Origin of the sequence: Bacillus sp. DX4.1 (assembly GCF_030348195.1) — a bacterium.
Classification (GTDB): Bacteria; Bacillota; Bacilli; order Bacillales; family Bacillaceae_G; genus Bacillus_A.
In genome coordinates, this window is the sequence record NZ_JAUCFT010000007.1 from 21,514 (window position 1) to 38,681 (window position 17,168).

General features: G+C 32.7%; 23 protein-coding genes and 1 pseudogene. 23 read left to right on the forward strand and 1 reads right to left on the reverse strand.

The window, feature by feature from the left end:
• The first annotated feature begins 19 nt into the window (after positions 1–19).
• From QUF99_RS02100 to QUF99_RS02140, 9 genes are all read left to right on the forward strand, one after another.
• Positions 20–490, forward strand: coding sequence for an SMI1/KNR4 family protein (locus tag QUF99_RS02100; RefSeq protein ID WP_289368420.1), 471 nt, complete (start codon positions 20–22; stop codon positions 488–490).
• A gap of 230 nt (positions 491–720) precedes the next feature.
• Positions 721–1,230: an ankyrin repeat domain-containing protein gene (locus QUF99_RS02105; protein WP_289368422.1), complete on the forward strand. Its 510-nt coding sequence runs from the start codon at positions 721–723 to the stop codon at positions 1,228–1,230.
• Positions 1,231–1,445: 215 nt separating this feature from the next.
• Positions 1,446–1,592, forward strand: coding sequence for a polymorphic toxin type 15 domain-containing protein (locus QUF99_RS02110; RefSeq protein WP_289368424.1), 147 nt, complete (start codon positions 1,446–1,448; stop codon positions 1,590–1,592).
• 13 nt (positions 1,593–1,605) lie between these two features.
• A complete protein-coding gene (locus QUF99_RS02115; protein ID WP_289368425.1) occupies positions 1,606–1,932 on the forward strand; it encodes a GAD-like domain-containing protein in 327 nt (108 codons plus the stop codon).
• A 1-nt stretch (position 1,933) separates the two neighbouring features.
• Positions 1,934–2,401, forward strand: coding sequence for a DUF6985 domain-containing protein (locus QUF99_RS02120; RefSeq protein ID WP_289368426.1), 468 nt, complete (start codon positions 1,934–1,936; stop codon positions 2,399–2,401).
• Between the two features lie 377 nt (positions 2,402–2,778).
• Positions 2,779–3,198, forward strand: coding sequence for a toxin-antitoxin system YwqK family antitoxin (locus tag QUF99_RS02125; protein ID WP_289368428.1), 420 nt, complete (start codon positions 2,779–2,781; stop codon positions 3,196–3,198).
• A 416-nt stretch (positions 3,199–3,614) separates the two neighbouring features.
• Complete coding sequence (locus QUF99_RS02130; RefSeq protein ID WP_289368429.1) at positions 3,615–3,890, forward strand: hypothetical protein; 276 nt, start codon at positions 3,615–3,617, stop codon at positions 3,888–3,890.
• Positions 3,891–3,903: 13 nt separating this feature from the next.
• The gene (locus QUF99_RS02135) at positions 3,904–4,305 is read left to right on the forward strand and encodes a hypothetical protein (RefSeq protein ID WP_289368430.1); all 402 of its coding nucleotides are present in this window, start codon (positions 3,904–3,906) and stop codon (positions 4,303–4,305) included.
• Between the two features lie 21 nt (positions 4,306–4,326).
• Complete coding sequence (locus QUF99_RS02140; protein WP_042983496.1) at positions 4,327–4,716, forward strand: hypothetical protein; 390 nt, start codon at positions 4,327–4,329, stop codon at positions 4,714–4,716.
• Between the two features lie 111 nt (positions 4,717–4,827).
• On the opposite strand, the pseudogene tnpC reads toward QUF99_RS02140, so the two are convergent.
• Positions 4,828–5,538, reverse strand: a pseudogene (gene tnpC, locus QUF99_RS02145) (IS66 family transposase); the annotation flags it as partial.
• Between the two features lie 138 nt (positions 5,539–5,676).
• On the opposite strand from tnpC, the gene QUF99_RS02150 reads away from it, so the two are divergent.
• The 14 genes from QUF99_RS02150 (at position 5,677) to QUF99_RS02215 (ending at position 17,042) form a co-directional block, all read left to right on the forward strand.
• Positions 5,677–6,189: an AHH domain-containing protein gene (locus QUF99_RS02150; RefSeq protein WP_289368431.1), complete on the forward strand. Its 513-nt coding sequence runs from the start codon at positions 5,677–5,679 to the stop codon at positions 6,187–6,189.
• A gap of 15 nt (positions 6,190–6,204) precedes the next feature.
• Positions 6,205–7,485, forward strand: a complete 1,281-nt coding sequence (locus tag QUF99_RS02155; RefSeq protein ID WP_289368432.1) for a suppressor of fused domain protein — start codon at positions 6,205–6,207, stop codon at positions 7,483–7,485.
• Between the two features lie 247 nt (positions 7,486–7,732).
• Entirely contained in the window at positions 7,733–7,969 is a 237-nt protein-coding gene (locus tag QUF99_RS02160) for a hypothetical protein (RefSeq protein WP_289368433.1), read from the forward strand.
• Positions 7,970–8,066: 97 nt separating this feature from the next.
• On the forward strand, positions 8,067–8,375 hold the full coding sequence (locus QUF99_RS02165) for an EndoU domain-containing protein (protein ID WP_289368434.1): 309 nt from the start codon (positions 8,067–8,069) through the stop codon (positions 8,373–8,375).
• A gap of 397 nt (positions 8,376–8,772) precedes the next feature.
• A complete protein-coding gene (locus QUF99_RS02170; RefSeq protein WP_289368436.1) occupies positions 8,773–9,204 on the forward strand; it encodes a DUF7018 domain-containing (lipo)protein in 432 nt (143 codons plus the stop codon).
• A 26-nt stretch (positions 9,205–9,230) separates the two neighbouring features.
• The gene (locus QUF99_RS02175; RefSeq protein ID WP_289368437.1) at positions 9,231–10,202 is read left to right on the forward strand and encodes a DUF3994 domain-containing protein; all 972 of its coding nucleotides are present in this window, start codon (positions 9,231–9,233) and stop codon (positions 10,200–10,202) included.
• Between the two features lie 51 nt (positions 10,203–10,253).
• Positions 10,254–10,751: a hypothetical protein gene (locus QUF99_RS02180; protein WP_289368438.1), complete on the forward strand. Its 498-nt coding sequence runs from the start codon at positions 10,254–10,256 to the stop codon at positions 10,749–10,751.
• 741 nt (positions 10,752–11,492) lie between these two features.
• A complete protein-coding gene (locus QUF99_RS02185; protein ID WP_289368439.1) occupies positions 11,493–11,657 on the forward strand; it encodes a hypothetical protein in 165 nt (54 codons plus the stop codon).
• A gap of 123 nt (positions 11,658–11,780) precedes the next feature.
• On the forward strand, positions 11,781–13,061 hold the full coding sequence (locus QUF99_RS02190; protein WP_289368440.1) for a suppressor of fused domain protein: 1,281 nt from the start codon (positions 11,781–11,783) through the stop codon (positions 13,059–13,061).
• A gap of 322 nt (positions 13,062–13,383) precedes the next feature.
• The gene (locus QUF99_RS02195) at positions 13,384–14,100 is read left to right on the forward strand and encodes a hypothetical protein (protein WP_289368441.1); all 717 of its coding nucleotides are present in this window, start codon (positions 13,384–13,386) and stop codon (positions 14,098–14,100) included.
• Positions 14,101–14,112: 12 nt separating this feature from the next.
• Positions 14,113–14,565 carry a hypothetical protein gene (locus tag QUF99_RS02200; RefSeq protein WP_071746605.1) on the forward strand — a complete coding sequence of 151 codons (453 nt, stop codon included), beginning with the start codon at positions 14,113–14,115 and terminating at the stop codon, positions 14,563–14,565.
• A 698-nt stretch (positions 14,566–15,263) separates the two neighbouring features.
• Positions 15,264–15,710, forward strand: coding sequence for an SUKH-3 domain-containing protein (locus QUF99_RS02205; RefSeq protein WP_289368647.1), 447 nt, complete (start codon positions 15,264–15,266; stop codon positions 15,708–15,710).
• Positions 15,711–16,055: 345 nt separating this feature from the next.
• Positions 16,056–16,565, forward strand: coding sequence for a DNA/RNA non-specific endonuclease (locus QUF99_RS02210; RefSeq protein ID WP_289368443.1), 510 nt, complete (start codon positions 16,056–16,058; stop codon positions 16,563–16,565).
• Between the two features lie 21 nt (positions 16,566–16,586).
• On the forward strand, positions 16,587–17,042 hold the full coding sequence (locus QUF99_RS02215; protein WP_289368444.1) for an immunity protein YezG family protein: 456 nt from the start codon (positions 16,587–16,589) through the stop codon (positions 17,040–17,042).
• The last annotated feature ends 126 nt before the right edge of the window (positions 17,043–17,168 follow it).

Sequence of the window (17,168 nt, forward strand, 5' to 3'; positions counted from 1 at the left end):
AACAAAAGGAGTGTTTTTAATGGAAATAAAAAAAGAATCAGTAATTTATCCGTTACCATCTGACAGTTTAATATCTCAGAAAGAAGAATTTTGGAGAGTTGAACTACCGATAGATTATAAGAATTTCATAAAAGTTAAAAATGGTGGTTCCCCAGAAAAGAAGTCTTTTGTGTGTAATAACCATAGTTATGCAGTTATTAGGTTTTTATGTATTCTCGAAGCTCCAGAAAACATTGAAATAGGTATGTTTGATATTGATGTAACATGCACTCAACTAGATGAGAGACTTACGGATGATGGAGATTTACTGGGAGTAGCTTTATTACCAATTGCTGTATTATTTGCTGGTGATTTTTTATGTTTAGATTTTAGAGAATCAAGAAATAACCCTAAAGTTTGTGTGTGGGATCATGAAAATTCTGCTGAACTTGAACCAGTAAGTTATCATGTTGCAGATACCTTCAATGAATTTTGGGGTATGCTTCACTAATACATCTAACTAGACAAGTACGGAATAGAACTAATACTTGGTAAGTATAATCTTATTTAGGCGCCAAATAGAATTACAGGACAGCATGGTATTGAACGTTTTTAACATGTTTTTGATAAAGTGAAGGAAGTATATAGTTTTGGTGGAACTCGTGAAAAAATGGATGAAATGCCAAAGTTACTAGGTGGAGAAGCGGCATCAATGAAATAAAGATATTGTAGGAGGATTCTATGGATAATAAGGAAAAAGCAATAAAAATCTATGATTTAATTAAGAATGGTGATATAGAACAAGCGAAAGGGATAATTATTACTGATAAAGATTTGCTTGATGTTGTAACGCCTTTTGGAACGTGGCTACATGTTGCGGCTAGAGCTGGTAAACTGGATATGATAAAATTTCTAGTTGAATCTGGTATGGATATTAACATAAACGAAGGTGTACCAAAGTCAGCACCTATTGCACATGCAGCTAGTGAAGGTGAAATTAGTATTGTAGAGTACTTATTTGATAATGGTGCAATATTAGATGTTAGTGATCCAAATAGAAATCCTCTATTCTCAGCCATTTATGGTGGACACCTTGATATTGTAAAGTTTCTTGTTAAGAATGGTATTGATATGACTATAAAGTATACAGGGAATACTATGAAAGATAGGGGAGCTTATGAATTTGCTATTGAAAGAGGGCAAATAGAAATTGCTGAATATTTAAAAATAAAGATGGACGACAAAGAATAAGTCAGAGAGATTGATATTGTTTTACTAATTATGAATGATACATAAAGTATATAGAAAAAGAAAAGGTCATTTTGAAGTCATGTATTTATAATGATTTACCATTATGGTCTATCGTTTATACCCCGATTTCTCGACACAATAAAATATTGGAAAAAGACAATGATATGTTTGAAAATTAAGGCTCCATGAAGGGGAATACATCTAAGGTTGGAAGAATGGAAGACATTAGAATCAATTCCTCCCTCGATTCTCAGTGGTGGTATCGAATAGATGCAGTTGATGAACAAATCAATGAGATGATAAAAAATATATTAAAAGAACAAAGGATATACACCAATTTAAATGCAAAATTAACTTACTAGGAGTGAAGTGAACATGTTGCATGTGTTGAGTGATTTTGAGGTGAATGAAAAGGTTTCTAGTACTACAATAGATAAATATAGAAATAAAGTTCTGAACGAAATTATTGAATTTTGGGAACGATATGAATATGGTAGTTTTTTGAATGGTTATTTAAAAGTGGTTAATCCTGATGATTTTATGGAGGTTCTTCAGGAAACAAGTAAAAGGTATACTGATGGAATTGTTTTATTTTCAACAGCGCTTGGGGATTTAATTATTTGGTCAGAAGGGTATGTAAGGATACTCAATTATAGATATGGTGTTATTAAAACTATAATGTCTAAGATAAGGAGACTTTAAAATGATAATAAATGATGCGGTTTTTGGTAAAATCGAATATGAATATGTCTGGAATAGAGATAGTACTGTTGAGTTTTGCGGAAAAGAAGTCGATATTGCTTTGATGATAGATTGTGAAGAAAATGGTGAATTTAGTGAAAAACAGTATGCTTCTTATAATTCGTTAATACAGAATTGGGAGTATCTTCAACAAAGTATTTTGCAACCAATTTTAGATTATTATAAACAAAAACGATATGAGCTCGGATATGATGTTTCTTATAATGAAAATTACCCTTTAATTGAAACGGTTAGGCAGCTTCTTGAAAGGATTAGGCTAGTTGGGATTTATGTCCCATCTGCTAGGCGTTTTGAAGGTCGATATATTGGGCTAACATTTGACTGTACATGGGACATAGAAAATGGATTAGGCATTCGTTTAATAAATGAAGAAGTAGCTAGGATAGGTTACCAAGATGTTGCGATTTAAATAACATTATTTATTAGGAATATACATGAAATGGTATAAAAGATTATTTTGATGATCAATAGAAAAAAGTAGAGATTGATACTAGAAATCTCTGCATTTTTTTATATCCAAAACGAAACATTAATCTTGAATGAATCGTTATTAAAAATTGAGTTTGGTTAGTATCTTAGAGGACTTGCTAATAGGATAAATACATATGCGCAACATAAAGAAGATTTAATGTGGTGTCAAATAGAAATATTGGACAGCATAGTATCACATCTTTAGAAAATGTTGTGAATCGATTAAAAATAGTTGATGCGGTAGATGGAGGCTTAGATCATATTATTGAAATTTTATGACCGAAGGGTTTGAATGTAGTTCAGAGGTGGAAAAGGGTGGGGAATCAAATTAATATACTAAATAAAGAATATGTTATAGAACACGGGACTGATTTTGACGAAGATTTATGGTTTGCATCATATAGTGATGAGGTTTTAGATAATCCGGAAGATGAGAATGGAGAACCTTTTACGGGTTTAGTTTATGAATTATATGATAATGGTAATTTGATATATTATACAAATTATGTGAAAGGTTTTATAGAGGGCGAGTTAATAGAGTTTTACGAAGATGGAAATTTAAAATCAGTGAAAAATTTAATTCATGGACAAAGTAATGGTACCGAGAGAATCTGGTACGAAAGTGGAGATTTAAAATTTGAAGGAGAGTATAAATTTGGTATAGCTCTTCATTATATAGAATGGGATACTGAAGGTCGTATCATAAAACAAAAAATTGCTCCTACAGAAACGTAATGGTAAAATGGGATTTGTTTTTGATAAAAATATTAATAGAATTGATTTGGAAGTGGAAATAGAGCGTTTTATAAAACATAATGATTTAGGCAAACTAGATTTTTAAGATGTTTTCAAGATATCAATCGTTGGTAAATACCAATTTGCCTTGATAGTTACATCCATTTAGAAATGAAAATATTCAATATGAATTTATAATAAAAATTAAATGTATACATCAAGAGAAATAATGAAGGGGATATAAATAAGGTAACTACCTAGCCGCTAAATTGATTCAGCTGTTTAATATTTTTATTTCCATTCGGCAATAACTAGGCAGATTTGGATGTCCGTCTGATGAAGCTTCGCTAGAAAATTAGTGGTTCGTTTCGAAGTTAACGTATACTGTAACGTTCAAATAAGAGAGGACAGGGGTTATGGATAATAGAAACGTATCACTAGCAACAACAAAGACAGAAGAAACAGTCAATAAAACTGTAGAACTAGCAACAAAGAAAGAAGAAACAGGCAAAACAATAGTAGTAATTGAGTTTAACAATGTAGACTTATCAGAGAAACGCTATTTTTTGGATGGTTCATTAGAGATTGAAGTAGCACTATCTCATAAGAAAGTATTAAAACTAGTTAATGTAAACTTAGATAGAGAAGAATACATTCTAGTAGGTCGTATTAACCGACTGTGGTTGGCGTAAAGGGGGTATTCAAATGATAACGGAAGTAAAGTCAAAGCATTTTAAACTAGAAGAAACAGACTTAGGAACAAAGATAAGCCTAAGAGACATTAAACTACACAATAAAATCCCAAACCCTATATTTCTTTTATTGGAACGTATGTCATTAGGAATGTTCTTTGTACCCTTCACACCTATACAGGTATCATTTGGACTATCCTATGCAGAGTATGTACGAGTAACATCTAAGTATTGTAAGGATGTATCAGAAATGGAACTCGTAGACCCTGATAACTTTGCTATTCCTTATCCGAGTGTAGGGGCATTCAAGGTAAACTTTATAGAAGGTATTACTTTCAAATTTAGTAACGAGAGAGACAAAGAATACTTAATAAAGAAAATGGAAAAATCGTTAGATAGATTCCTTAATCAATAAACAAACAGAGGGGTATAATAGATGGAAACTAAGTTTTGGAGAACAGAAAAGGTAGAAAAAGGTACAAGAATCTTATTAAAAGAAAACTTAAACAATGTTCCAAAGACTATGATTATCTATTTCAAGAGACTAAAGGTAGCAGGTCTTTACTTATACCCTCTTACCTCTAGTCTGGTGAAATTGAGTGTAGACGAAAAAGAGTTCATAGACACACAAATTGACAAGTACGGATATATCATGAACTTAGAAGAAGTTGATTTTACAGACCACTCTATCCCCTACCCAGTAGTAGGGGTAATAAAGGTAAACTTCTCAAAAGGTATTGTAATAGAGTTTAGAAGAGATAAAGACGTAGTAAAATTAGTAGAACGGATGGATAAAGCAGTAGAAGAGTTACTAACAAGCAAATAAACAGGAGGAAATAGCAATGCAAGATGAATTATTAGACTTAATTGGAGAAAGAGCAGATAAACGGTAAACGTAAAGCAACTCCAAAATATACAATAAAAGTTGATTTTGGAGTTATTTTTTGTTTACTTCACTTTTTTTCGGCACTCTGCATCTAGAAGGTAAATCCGTTGACCACGGCAAGATTTTATCAATTTCTTCTTTATTGTTTAAATCGATATTGGGGAGTGTTTCAAACAAATAAAGAAGATAATGATAGGGACTTAAATTATTCTCTTTTACGGTTTCAACCACACTATACATGATGGCACTTCCTCTAGCACCTCGCGGTGTATTTGAGAACATCCAATTTTTTCTCCCAATTACAAACGGTTTAATAGAACGTTCACTTCTGTTGTTATCGATTTCTAAATGACCATCTAATAAAAAAGCTTCAAGATGATTCCATTGATTCAAACAATAAGTGATAGCTTTTCCTAGAGCACTTTTGGGTAGAACATGATCTTTCTGTTCATGAAGCCATGCTGAAAAAAGGTCCAGAATGGGCCTGCTTTGCTTAAGGCGCCGCTCATATCGCTCGGTAGGGTTGACATGTTTGAGCTTTCTTTCAATCGAATAGAGTTGATTACAGAAGTGTAAACCTTCACTTGCCTTCACTTTTTTCCCCTTCTGTGAATCAGGTAAAGCTTTTAAGGCTTCATCAAACTTCCGTCTGGCATGCGCCCAACATCCCACAAGAGTGACATCCGGTACTTGATGATAACCACTATATCCATCTACTTGTAAATACCCTTGAAAACCAGTTAAAAAACGCTTCGGATGTTCCCCTTGTAACTGCTAAACTAAAGTAGACAGTTTCCCCTAAACAAGTGAATTTGTTTAGGGGAATTTTTATGAAAAGTGGGAAAAAGCTAGTGGTAAAGATAATGATTTTATTATTAAAATAGATAGTGTTGAAAATCTTTGAGAGAACAAGCAAGTCACCTAGCTGATGACTATGCAACTAAGATAAGAAGTGATGAAACATGGACACAATTAACCAAGGAACATGGAGCAAAGAAACAGCCTTCTAAAATACTTGGTGAAGAATTAGAAAATGCAGGTATACCAAGACCAACAACAGCAAAGCATCAAGCACATCATATTGTTCCTGATAAACAAGGGCATTTACGTAAGTACCTAGAGAAATATGGTATAGAAGGGAATTCAGCTGCTAATGGGGTATTTCTACCAGAAGGTTATCACCTTAATTGGCCTGGGCAGGTTACGCATAGTCCATGGAGTAACTTGAATGAAAAAGGAGCTCAGATGTATAAGCATGGTAATGAGTATATTAGATTTTTAAAACGTAATTTAAATGAGATTGACATGTTATCAGTAAGTAATAAGATAAAACGTCAAAAAATACTAGATTTTCTTGAGGAAACAAGAAGAGATTTATTAACAGGAAAAATTGAATTTTTATATAAGGATTAAAAAAGGAGTGTTAACATGAAGATATGGAGTATCGGAAATCGGCTAGAATCAGATCAATTAGAGTGCTATAGTGAACAAGATGAGGAGTTGTTTAAAAAAGGACTTCGAGGTATTTCTCTGCTTGATGTATGGACACCTGTGGAGATGGTATCATCGGATCATGGGGAACAAACTGATTTGTTAAATGACATGCCGCCTATATTTACGAAAGAAGCAATAGAGACAGTATATGATTTAATAAAAGAAAAGGTCCAAGTGTTGCCTCTAGTACATGATAATTATGACTGCTATCTTATTAATGTAATAAATGTATTAGATTGTATCGATTATAATCATGCAAAGCCAAATAATCATGGAGGATTTAAAGAGTATTCTTTTAATATAGAGAAAGTACAAGGCGAGCATATTTTCCGTACAGCAAATATGAGACATGACCTAGGAGATTTTCCTATTGTATCTGTAGAAACTTTTGTATCAGACGAATTTAAAAAAAGAGTTACAAATAGTGGACTAAAGGGATTTGATTTTGATCTAGTATGGACATCCGATGAAGAAAACAATGAACAACCTATAGAAAACAACCCAATGATACGTCCGACATCGATAGAAGATTTTGAATCTCACATTCAGCACTATTATGGACCTATTACAAATCATATAGAAGCAAATACAAAAATGGTAACGGATGTAGAATTGTATGATGTTGGACCAAATGAAACAGTGGATTATCACACATTAGTAACATATCGAAATAGCTATTTTCGCATGCCAGCACCATCAAGTGTAGATAGTGGCTATGCGGAACTTGTCATGCATCTACCAAAGGATTGGGAAGTATCTACGTCTACTTTGGAGCATTCCAAATATGGCTGGCCATTACGCCTTTTACAAAACTTTGGTAAAGATGTAATGCGAAATGGATATTGGTTAGGACAGTGGCTTGTATTTCCAAACCAATCGGAGGAAGATTTAAAACAGTCATATTTAGCTCAGTTAGGGGGAGCGGAATGGAATCCAAATGCCCCAATTCAGCCCTATAGTGAAAGTACGGAGTTTTGTGGCGTTATGATTGTACCACCGCTACCACAATGTTCAGGTGCTTTCAAAATGGAGTTCCGTGAGGATGGTAAAAGAATAGAAGGGGACTGGCCAATCTATTTCCATACATTACTACCATTATATAAAGAGGAAATTCATTGTTATTTTACAGAAGGACATGATGTATTATTGCAAAAGCTAATGAAGAATGGCGTTGAAGAGGTATTTGACTTGAATCGAGAGAATACATGTAAATAAGGCTGAATAGAGCACCTAAACCATTTAAAGGATTTAGGTGCTTTATTTTGCGCTAAATAATTTTATAAACTAGAGATAGAATAATAGGGTAAACATGGAAGTCATATCAAGAAAGAATTAGAATTTGATTAGTAGCGCTTATGAGATATTGTTAATTTGAAAATGAACTGTTCAGTTGGAGTATGTAGATTTTAGACCTTTTCAAGCTCTTGGTCTTAAAACTAGAAAGTGTTAAAAATGTATATACTTGGCGGAAAATAGCGAGGGTGTAGATCATGTATTAGCCTTCTTCAAGGGCTATGAACCAGCTGGAAACGGTACATTGGCAGCGAAGCAAGGCGGTGGCCCAGGAAAGATTACCGAATGGGTCAATAAGCATCATGCAGAGAGCAGTAAGAAAATCAATGATGAGATTAAGGGGATTGAGGCTTCGCTTGCTAAAGGTAAGGATAATATAAAGAAGGCTACTATGTTGAACATTTAACTGGAAAAGTAGAAAAGTGTACAAAACGTCACGGTGTCAGTGGCGGACATAACTATGATGAATTAAAAAATACTTTGATAATAGTGATCAATATAAATTGGAGGAAGTCAAGAGAGTAGAGCACCCAGATATTAAAGGGATATATGATATAGAGTATAGATTAAAAGTTGAGACAAAAGATTATAGAGGACAAGGGACCGGGGAATTTAAATTTGTACCAAAAGAAGGAAAAGACCCCTTACGCAAGACTGTATATGATCCTAGTGTGATTTCAAATGAACAAATTATCAAACTTGGTAAAGAAGCTATGGAAGATGGTCTGCTGAAAAAACAAATAGATGAATTAGAATATCAAGATAAAGTATGGGGAACATCCAGTAACGGACTTAAAGTTGTTCTAATTTAATACTTGAATTTAGAAGAAATCATCCTAACATACAACTAAATATTTATGTTAAAAGTATGAAATAAATAATTTGTTGACAATCCAGTGTTAACAAACCTTTGAAAATCCCTATAGAAGAAATGAAGACTTCAAGGAAAGACACTTTGACGTTGAAGAAGGTGAATGGTACGATATATAGGAATAATATGGATAATGCAAACAAAAAAAGGTAGGTACAGCAATGAAAGTAAATAAACTATTATGTTTCACAATCCCATTAATGTTAATTGGAGGTTGCGGAACAGATTAAGTAGAGAAAGAAACAAAGAAAGCAGAAACTACTTCTGTTCAAAAGGAAGACAAGTCTTCAACTGAAAACAAGAAAGAAGATAAGCTAACAGTAGCTAAGGAAGTAAAAGTGGAAAGTACAGGTAAGCAATTAGCTGTTAAAGAGTATACACCTGAACTTATGACTACTGCAACTGATATGGTAAAGATTATGGCAGATGTTCAAAAGATGGCTATTTCTAAGAAACCTTTGGAAGAGACGAAAACAGAGTTTAAAGGGTTGGTAGAAAAGTTTAAAGTATCTACAAAGAAAATTAAAGAACTTAACCCTCCTAATGAATTCAAGGAAGAACATCAAAAGGTAGTTAAAGCAATGGACTTATATGATGAAGCCTATACACTTCAATTAGAATCTTTAGAAGACATGAATCAAGATAAGATGAAACATTTTTTAGAATTGATTGCAGAAGGCGGTAAGTACTGGAAAAAAGCGGCAGCAAACATAGGTGAAAAGCAAAATAAACTATTAAATGGTGGAAGTAATGAAAACGGTCTTAATTAGTAAAATTTAAAGGGGATAAATTAGTCATGAAAGCAAAGAAACTAGTAGGTGTAGCAGTTCCAGTTATGTTATTATTCGGTTGTGGCGTATCGGATAAAACTGAATCTAAGGAAACAAAGACAGAAGAGTCTAAACCCGCTAAAGCAGATGAAAAGAAGTCTTCTGTTAAGAAAGAGAAGGTATCAAAAGAAGACTACACAACTAGAGTAGTTGGACTAGTTGAAGAGTTTGATACTATATTTAAGAAGCATAATGATACAATAAGAGAACTCTTTGACGGCAAGCAAAAGAAATCAGACGTATTAGATTCAATAAAAGAAATGAATGGGGTATTAGATAAGATTGAATCTATAGACCCACCTAAAGAGTATATAGAAGAACAGAAAAACCTTGAAAAAGCGACTGGTTACTTTAGAGAGTCCTCCAAAATAGTAGAAGAAGTGTTTACTAGAAAAACAACTAGAGAAAAAGGCGAAAAGACTGACAAAGAAATGATTGAAGAGTCAGAGAAGATTCTGAAACAAGGTGACGAATACTGGTATAAAGCAATTAACTCACTTAAAGATAAGAATACAAAAGTCGGTGATGGTACAGTATCGGTTAAAGATATTAAAGACTTAGATAAGAAAGCCGGAATCGACTATGATGCGGTACAGAAGAACGTAATAGATGGTACTGAATTAATTGGTAACTGGGGAGTACAGACTTCAGACGGATTTAAACCATCATTTATTTTAAAAGGTGGAAGTCCTAAAACTTTTGAAGTTTACAATGTAGGTGAGTATCCGAGGAAGACTAACCATATAGAAGGTACGTGGGAATATGATAAGAATTCTTTAACATTAAACCTACATATCACAAAACAAATGTCAAACGGAGTAGAAGCAGAAGTTATCCATAAAGACATAGCGTATAAAGTTCAAAACTACGATAGAAAGAACTTGCAATTATTCAATGATAAGTCATTTAATACAACTAATTATGTGAAACAAAACTAAAATAAACAAGGATTAGTATTGGAGATTCAATTAGAATATGGAGTGAATAGTTTGTTTACAATAGAAAATTACACAAGTTCTTTAAAAAAGGGTCTTCAAAAAAATTCCGATGATCTTATTCGAAATATAAAAGAGACACTTCATTTTAATTATTATAAGGGGATAGATTTATTAGATTTCACAGCTTTTGTTCAGTCGTTTGAAATGTCCATTGTAATGTATTCTATGGATGGAGGAGCAAGTGAAGTCTTTTATGAAGGAAATGATAGCAGTATCTTTTCAGGCAGTCACGATTTGATAGATGATGTAGAATACTACAAATTCCCTGATGGTAAATCAGATGAATTTTGGGAGTTTTATGAACAAAACGATGAAGTAATATCTGAAATTGAAACAAAAGCCATAGTGGAATGGTTTGCTGCCTGCTGGAATAAAGCAGGTGGTACAAGCGTAAAATTACCCTCTTATTTTAGTTTTCATGATTATGATCAATGCTTTGATTTACATAACAATAAATGGATTACTGATGGTGACAAATGGTTTGATTAAACCATAGAACTTGATTGGGTTACTTGTAGTATGCTCTTTACATAAAGTGAGTATAATTCTATCAATATGAATTTATAATAAAAATTAAATGTATACATCAAGAGAAATAATGAAGGGGATATAAATAAGGTAACTACCCAACCGCTAAATTGATTCAGCTGTTTAATATTTTTATTTCCATTCGGCAATAACTAGGCAGATCGGGATGTCCGTCTGATGAGCTTCGCTAGAAAATTAGTGGTTCGTTTCGAAGTGAATACGGAGCATACAATTTTCGAATGTACAAAGAAGCTTATGATATATAAGGTGTCATATTGTTACTATAATGTGATAAAACTTATAAACTTAATGCAGCATAGAAACTTAGAATATATATAAATTTTAGGCACTTGATTGTCGACAATAGACGACAATCAAGTGCTTTTTTTGCGTTTGAGCATAGAATTTAATAGATTCATTACAATTTTATAAGTACACCAAGTATTAAATTTTTATAGCCACCTTTTATAGTTTGTAACGCCTATGTACAGTGTATGACGGTCGTAGAGCAAAATTGTAAAAAGGATTAAAATAACAATTAACCTTGGAGTATAAGCAAATAGATGGGATGGAGAAACTACTCTTCATTCAAATATAGTACAATCATTGTGAGACGGAAAAAATATTGTGCTTGACGCATGAGACTAGCAAGTAAAAATAGAAAAATCTAGAAATGACAAAATGTAACAGCTTGGCGGAAAAATGGCCGAGGGTGTAGATTATATAGCAGCTTCCTTCAAAGGCGTTGAAGCAGCTGGAGACGGTACATTGATAGGGAAGCAAGGCGGTGGACCAGGAAAGGTTACCGAATGGGTCGATAAGCATCATGCAGACAGAGTAAGAAAATCAATGTTTAAAAATAATTGATCGAGCACGTATAAGCAACCAACTTAAGCGCTAAAAAATATTGACATTTTTAGAGGGAACTAGAAATGGCCTATTAACAGGAAAAATAGATTTTCTATATAAAGATTAGGAAGGAGTAGTTTAATGAAAATATGGCGAATTAGTAGTAATTATAATTTTGACCAATTAGAGTGTGGAAATAAAGAGGAGTGGGAAACTCTTGATAATAATTTTAAAGGCATATCCATGATTGATACATGGAAGCCCCTGCAAATGAAACTATCAAATGAGGGGGAACCAACTGATTTATTAAGTTCAATGCCTCCTATTTTCACAAAGAAAGCAGTAGACGTAGTGTTTGATTTAATGAAAGGGAAGGTCGAAATTCTTCCACTTGTTCATGAAAGATATGAATGTTATGCAATAAATGTAATGAACGTATTAGAGTGTATTGATTATGAAAACGCAGAACCTAATAATTTTGCTGGATTTGACAAATTTGCTTTTCTTTCAGAAAAAATCAAAGGGGAGCATATTTTTCGCGCATTAAATACAAAGCATAAATATGGGGATTTTCCAATTGTATCGGTACAGACTTTCGTGTCAGATGAATTTAAAGAGAGGATTGTAGATAGTGAACTAAAGGGATTCGATTTTGATCTAGTATGGACATCCGATGAAGAAAACAATGAACAACCTATCGAAAACAACCCAATGATACGTCCAACGTCGATAGAAGATTTTGAATCTCATATTCAGCAGCATTATGGTTCAATTACAAATCATATAGAAGCAAATACAAAAATGGTAACGGATGTAGAATTGTATGATGTTGGACCGAATGAAACAGTGGATTATCACACATTAGTAACATATCGAAATAGCTATTTTCGCATGCCAGCACCATCAAGTGTAGATAGTGGCTATGCGGAACTTGTCATGCATCTACCAAAGGATTGGGAGATATCACCAACTACTTTGGAACATCCAAAGTATGGATGGCCATTACGTCTTTTTCAAAACTTCGGTAAAGATGTAATGCGAAATGGATATTGGTTAGGACAGTGGCTTGTCTTTCCAAACCAATCAGAGGAAGATTTAAAACAGTCATATGTAGCTCAGTTAGGGGAATCCGAATGGAATCCGAATGCCCCAATTTATCCTTATAGTGAAAGTACGGAGTTTTGTGGTGTGATGATTGTGCCACCACTGCCACAATGTTCCGATGTTTTCAAAATGGAGTTTCGTGAAGATGGCAAAAAAATAGCAGGTGACTGGCCAATTTATTTCCATACATTACTACCATTATATAAAGAAGAAATTATTTGTTATTTTACTGAAGGACGCGATGTATTATTACAAAAGTTAATGAAGAATGGCGTTGAAGCAGTATTTGACTTGAATCGAGAGAATATGTGTAAATAAGATTGAAGGGAACACCTAAACCATTTAAAGGGTTTAGGTGTTTTATTTTGTGCCAAACAATTTTATACATTAGAGATAGAATAATAGGGTAAACATGGAAGTCATATCAAGAAAGAGTTAGAATTTGATTAGTAGCGCTTATGAGATATTGTTAATTTGAAAATGAACTGTTCAGTTGGAGTATGTAGATTTTAGATTTTTTCAAGCTCTTGGTCTTAAAGCCAGAAAGTGTTAAAAATGTATATACTTGGCGGGAAATAGCGAGGGTGTAGATCATGTATTAGCCTTCTTCAAGGGCTATGAATCAGCTGGAAACGGTGCATTGGCAGCGAAGCAAGGCGGTGGCCTAGGAAAGATTACCGAGTGGGTTAATAAGCGTCATACAGAGAGTAGTAAGATTATAGATAATGAGATCAAGGGGCTTGAGGCTTCACTTGCTAAGGGGCAAGCGCAAAATGCGAACCGGTTATCTGGGGAGAAAGTTCCTGAAGAGGGGATAAGAAAAGCTGGAGTAGGTAAAACTGGTGAAGGAATACCCTTAGAAGAAGTAAAGCCAGATGTACTTAAGCAGATACACCCTGATGATAATGGAGTATATGGGTATTTACCAAATGAAGGTACTGCATACCATAAACCAGAATATGATTTTACTGATGTTGATTGGGTAAAAGGAATGCAAAATGTTAGGAAGGATTATCTTGAAGCATCTAAACAATTAGAAATTGATATTAAAAGAATGACTTCGGAAGGATTTTCTAAAGAAGACATAGCAAAACATGTTGTTGATGCACGTAATCAACAGAAAGTTACAGCTAGAGCAGACATGACAGCAGAAGAAAGAGCAGGATTAGAAGTGAGGAATATGGAAAAATATGATAATCCAATAGGTCCAGATTCACAATGGTTATTTAATAAAACTAAGAAGAAATTAATTAAAGAAGGCACATATATAAATGACGACGAAATTTGGAGTAGTATTATTAAAAAATCCATGAAAAAAGATGATGTAATAAATACACTATTAGGGTTAATTCATTAGGAGGAGTTAGTTATGATATTTTTAGATAATTATTCTAAAAAGAACACATATATTAATATAACACCAGAAGGATATTCACTAGTTGATGCAAATAGTATAAATGATATAGAAAATGGAGAAGGTGGATTTAGTGAAGATGGTGAGCTATTAGGGCTATATATTGACGATGGCAAATTATATTTCCAATATAATGATAAAAGGTATGAAACTAAGCCAGATGAAATAAATTGCACAAATGAAATATTAGATGATGGTAAGCGTAATTTCAGAATGAAAATAAAGGAAGTCCTTGTCTGTAATATTATATACAAACCATATATAAGTCCATTCGTTTTAACCTTCGGAGATGATGAAGATGAATTTGATTTTTTACTTTATTTAAGTAATTTAATGGCAGATGAAAATTCTATTAAAAATTTTATTAAGGGCATAAATAATTTAAAGCAATATTATTCTAATATCTAAGAAAGAGAAATTCTATTTTACAAATAGTTTTTTACTGCAAAATTAAGTAGTACCTAGATGCATAAACTAACAGAATTAATAAATGGTATAAAAACTAGGAGAATACTATATATAAATGAATTCATAATTGTAATAATGCAGTGAAAAGATTAAATGAATCAGCTGAAATTTAAGTAGGCTGATTTATTGTTTTTTTAGTAGTTAACATATGCTATAAATATGGACAGTTTCATAAAAGAGTTTTTAAGAATATGAATAAAAAATGACTTTGGATTATTGTTCCAAAGTCATTTTTACATTTATGCAATTGAGAAATGACTAGTTAAAAGTTATTAGATTATAACTCCAATTTCAGGATGCTAACAGATAAAAAATTGGCATAGAAATCATATAATAAATCCAAATATAGGGAGTATGCTCCCTTCATATGAGATTTAACGATTGATAAATATAAAACTCGAAATATCATCGGCATAAAAGAAACAATTGCTGTTCCTATGTCCAAACGACAGAGCGCGTCAAAGACAAAATCACTATGAATGATATCTTCATTTCCAACAATGTGTTTACGACCATTATGATAATTTTATGATTAGAACGGAAAACCTACAAGGTGGCTTTGCTGAACCTTGTGATAATTGTAGTAGAACGTTTTCTGGATTCTATAACATTGATTACTAGGAGGAATGAAAATGAAAATGAAAATATCAAATAAGACAATAGAAGAATTAAAAAAAGCGGGATGGTATGAGGGGAGAAAAATAGACATATCAGAAAATGTAAAGTTTCTTGAAGAAAGAGGCTTTGAGATTTTTGAAAGTGCAAAAAAATTTATGGAGGAGTTTGGAGAATTACGAATCAATGTTGAAAAAATTTGGCCAGATGGATTGGTCATATCTAAACATACCACTTGCATTAAGGAAGTGATAGGTGTGTTAGATAGTTCGTGTTTTGGTTTAGAAAAATTTATTGATGATAAAGTTATTCCTGTAGGCTCACTCTATAATTTTGAAATAGATTTATACATATCAGAATCAGGAAGAATATTTGAATCAACAGGTTGGGCAGGAGAGAATGCTTTAGAAGCATTGGATAATATTTTTCGTGAAAAAGGAACATTGATTTGGGATAAATTTGAAGGATAATAATAATTTTCTAATGAAAAATTATGCCCTAACCTAACCTACTGCATAATTGTAATTAAGCAGTGAGTAGGTGGAAGAGTAATAGATAAAAATTAAAAAGTGATTTTAAGTTGATGGAACTGAAAACTAGTTTTAAAATACCTTGTCACTTAATCATCTTTTGCTCTAAATGAAAGATGTAATGAAAAGAAGAAATAGATTTATATTATAACTAAGAATAGAACCAATGTTTCTAATGGAAGAAGCGTTGGTTCTATTTTTATGCAAAGAAATTGAGAGGAGTAATAACAATATATCTGAATGTAGGAAGAAAAATAGGTACGATCCACGTAAATATAAAAATAAATGCAGAAAATACTTATAGCGGGAGAGGCACAAGCTAAAGTTTTAGTAGATGAAGGGAAACAGTTTACCAATGGAAGAAGAAATAAGTTGAAACCGAATATTAGGTATAAAACCGTAGAGTATGACTATTTTTATGAAACAGATAACCTTGGAAGAATTGAAAAATTTGAAACAGATAAGTTACAATTAACTGAAAGAGAGAAGAGATTATCACATAGCAAAAATACACCAGGAAAAGTAAAAGGTCAGGACCATGCAGGACATTTGGCAGGTGATAGATTTGGAGACTCACCTAAAATTGATAATTTGGTTTCGCAATTATCTGACGTTAATTTGAAGCAATATAAGAAGATTGAAGAAGAATGGGCAGCAGCTTTGAAAGAAACACCTCCCAAAAAAGTAACAGTTAATGTTGATATAATTTATGCTGGGAATGATATGCGTCGAAAGGAATTTATAGTTAATTACTCTATTGATGGTAAGCCGGCCTTTAAAATTCTTGAAAATTAATCTAAGGAGTGAAAAAGTAGTATGAAAGAATTTGAAGATAGATTTAGTGAATTGCAAGCGGATATGATCTCCATATGTATGGAATATGTTGAAGATAGAGCGGATAAAGTGTATGTTTATGCTTCACGTGAAGAAGGAGTTATTTCGAGCAGCTTCTTTTATTTGATTAATAATAAGTATGTAGAATGTCATAAAGTGAATGATGCATTGGAGAATGGAGACGAAAGATATGATGTGTCTCCAGAGCGAATGTTTATGGTACTGCGCATAATATGTGAAGATATCAAAAAAGTAAAAGTATTATGCGAAGAATATGAGAGAGACATGCCAACGGAGATGAAATTAATTTATGATGTTAAGAGTGGCAACTTCAAAGCTGAATACAAGTATGACTTAGTATATACGAATGATGATATTAAAACGGCGGATCATATCGCTGATGAGTGGTTTGAGGAGATAAGTAAAAATAACCTTTAAAATGTTTACAGTAATAGATATATCTAAATTGAATTAATAACTCATGAAGGTTATACAGTATGGAGGTATATAACCATATTCTGTTAAGAGAATTAAACATGCTCGTTGGTTTTAAAATAGGATTAG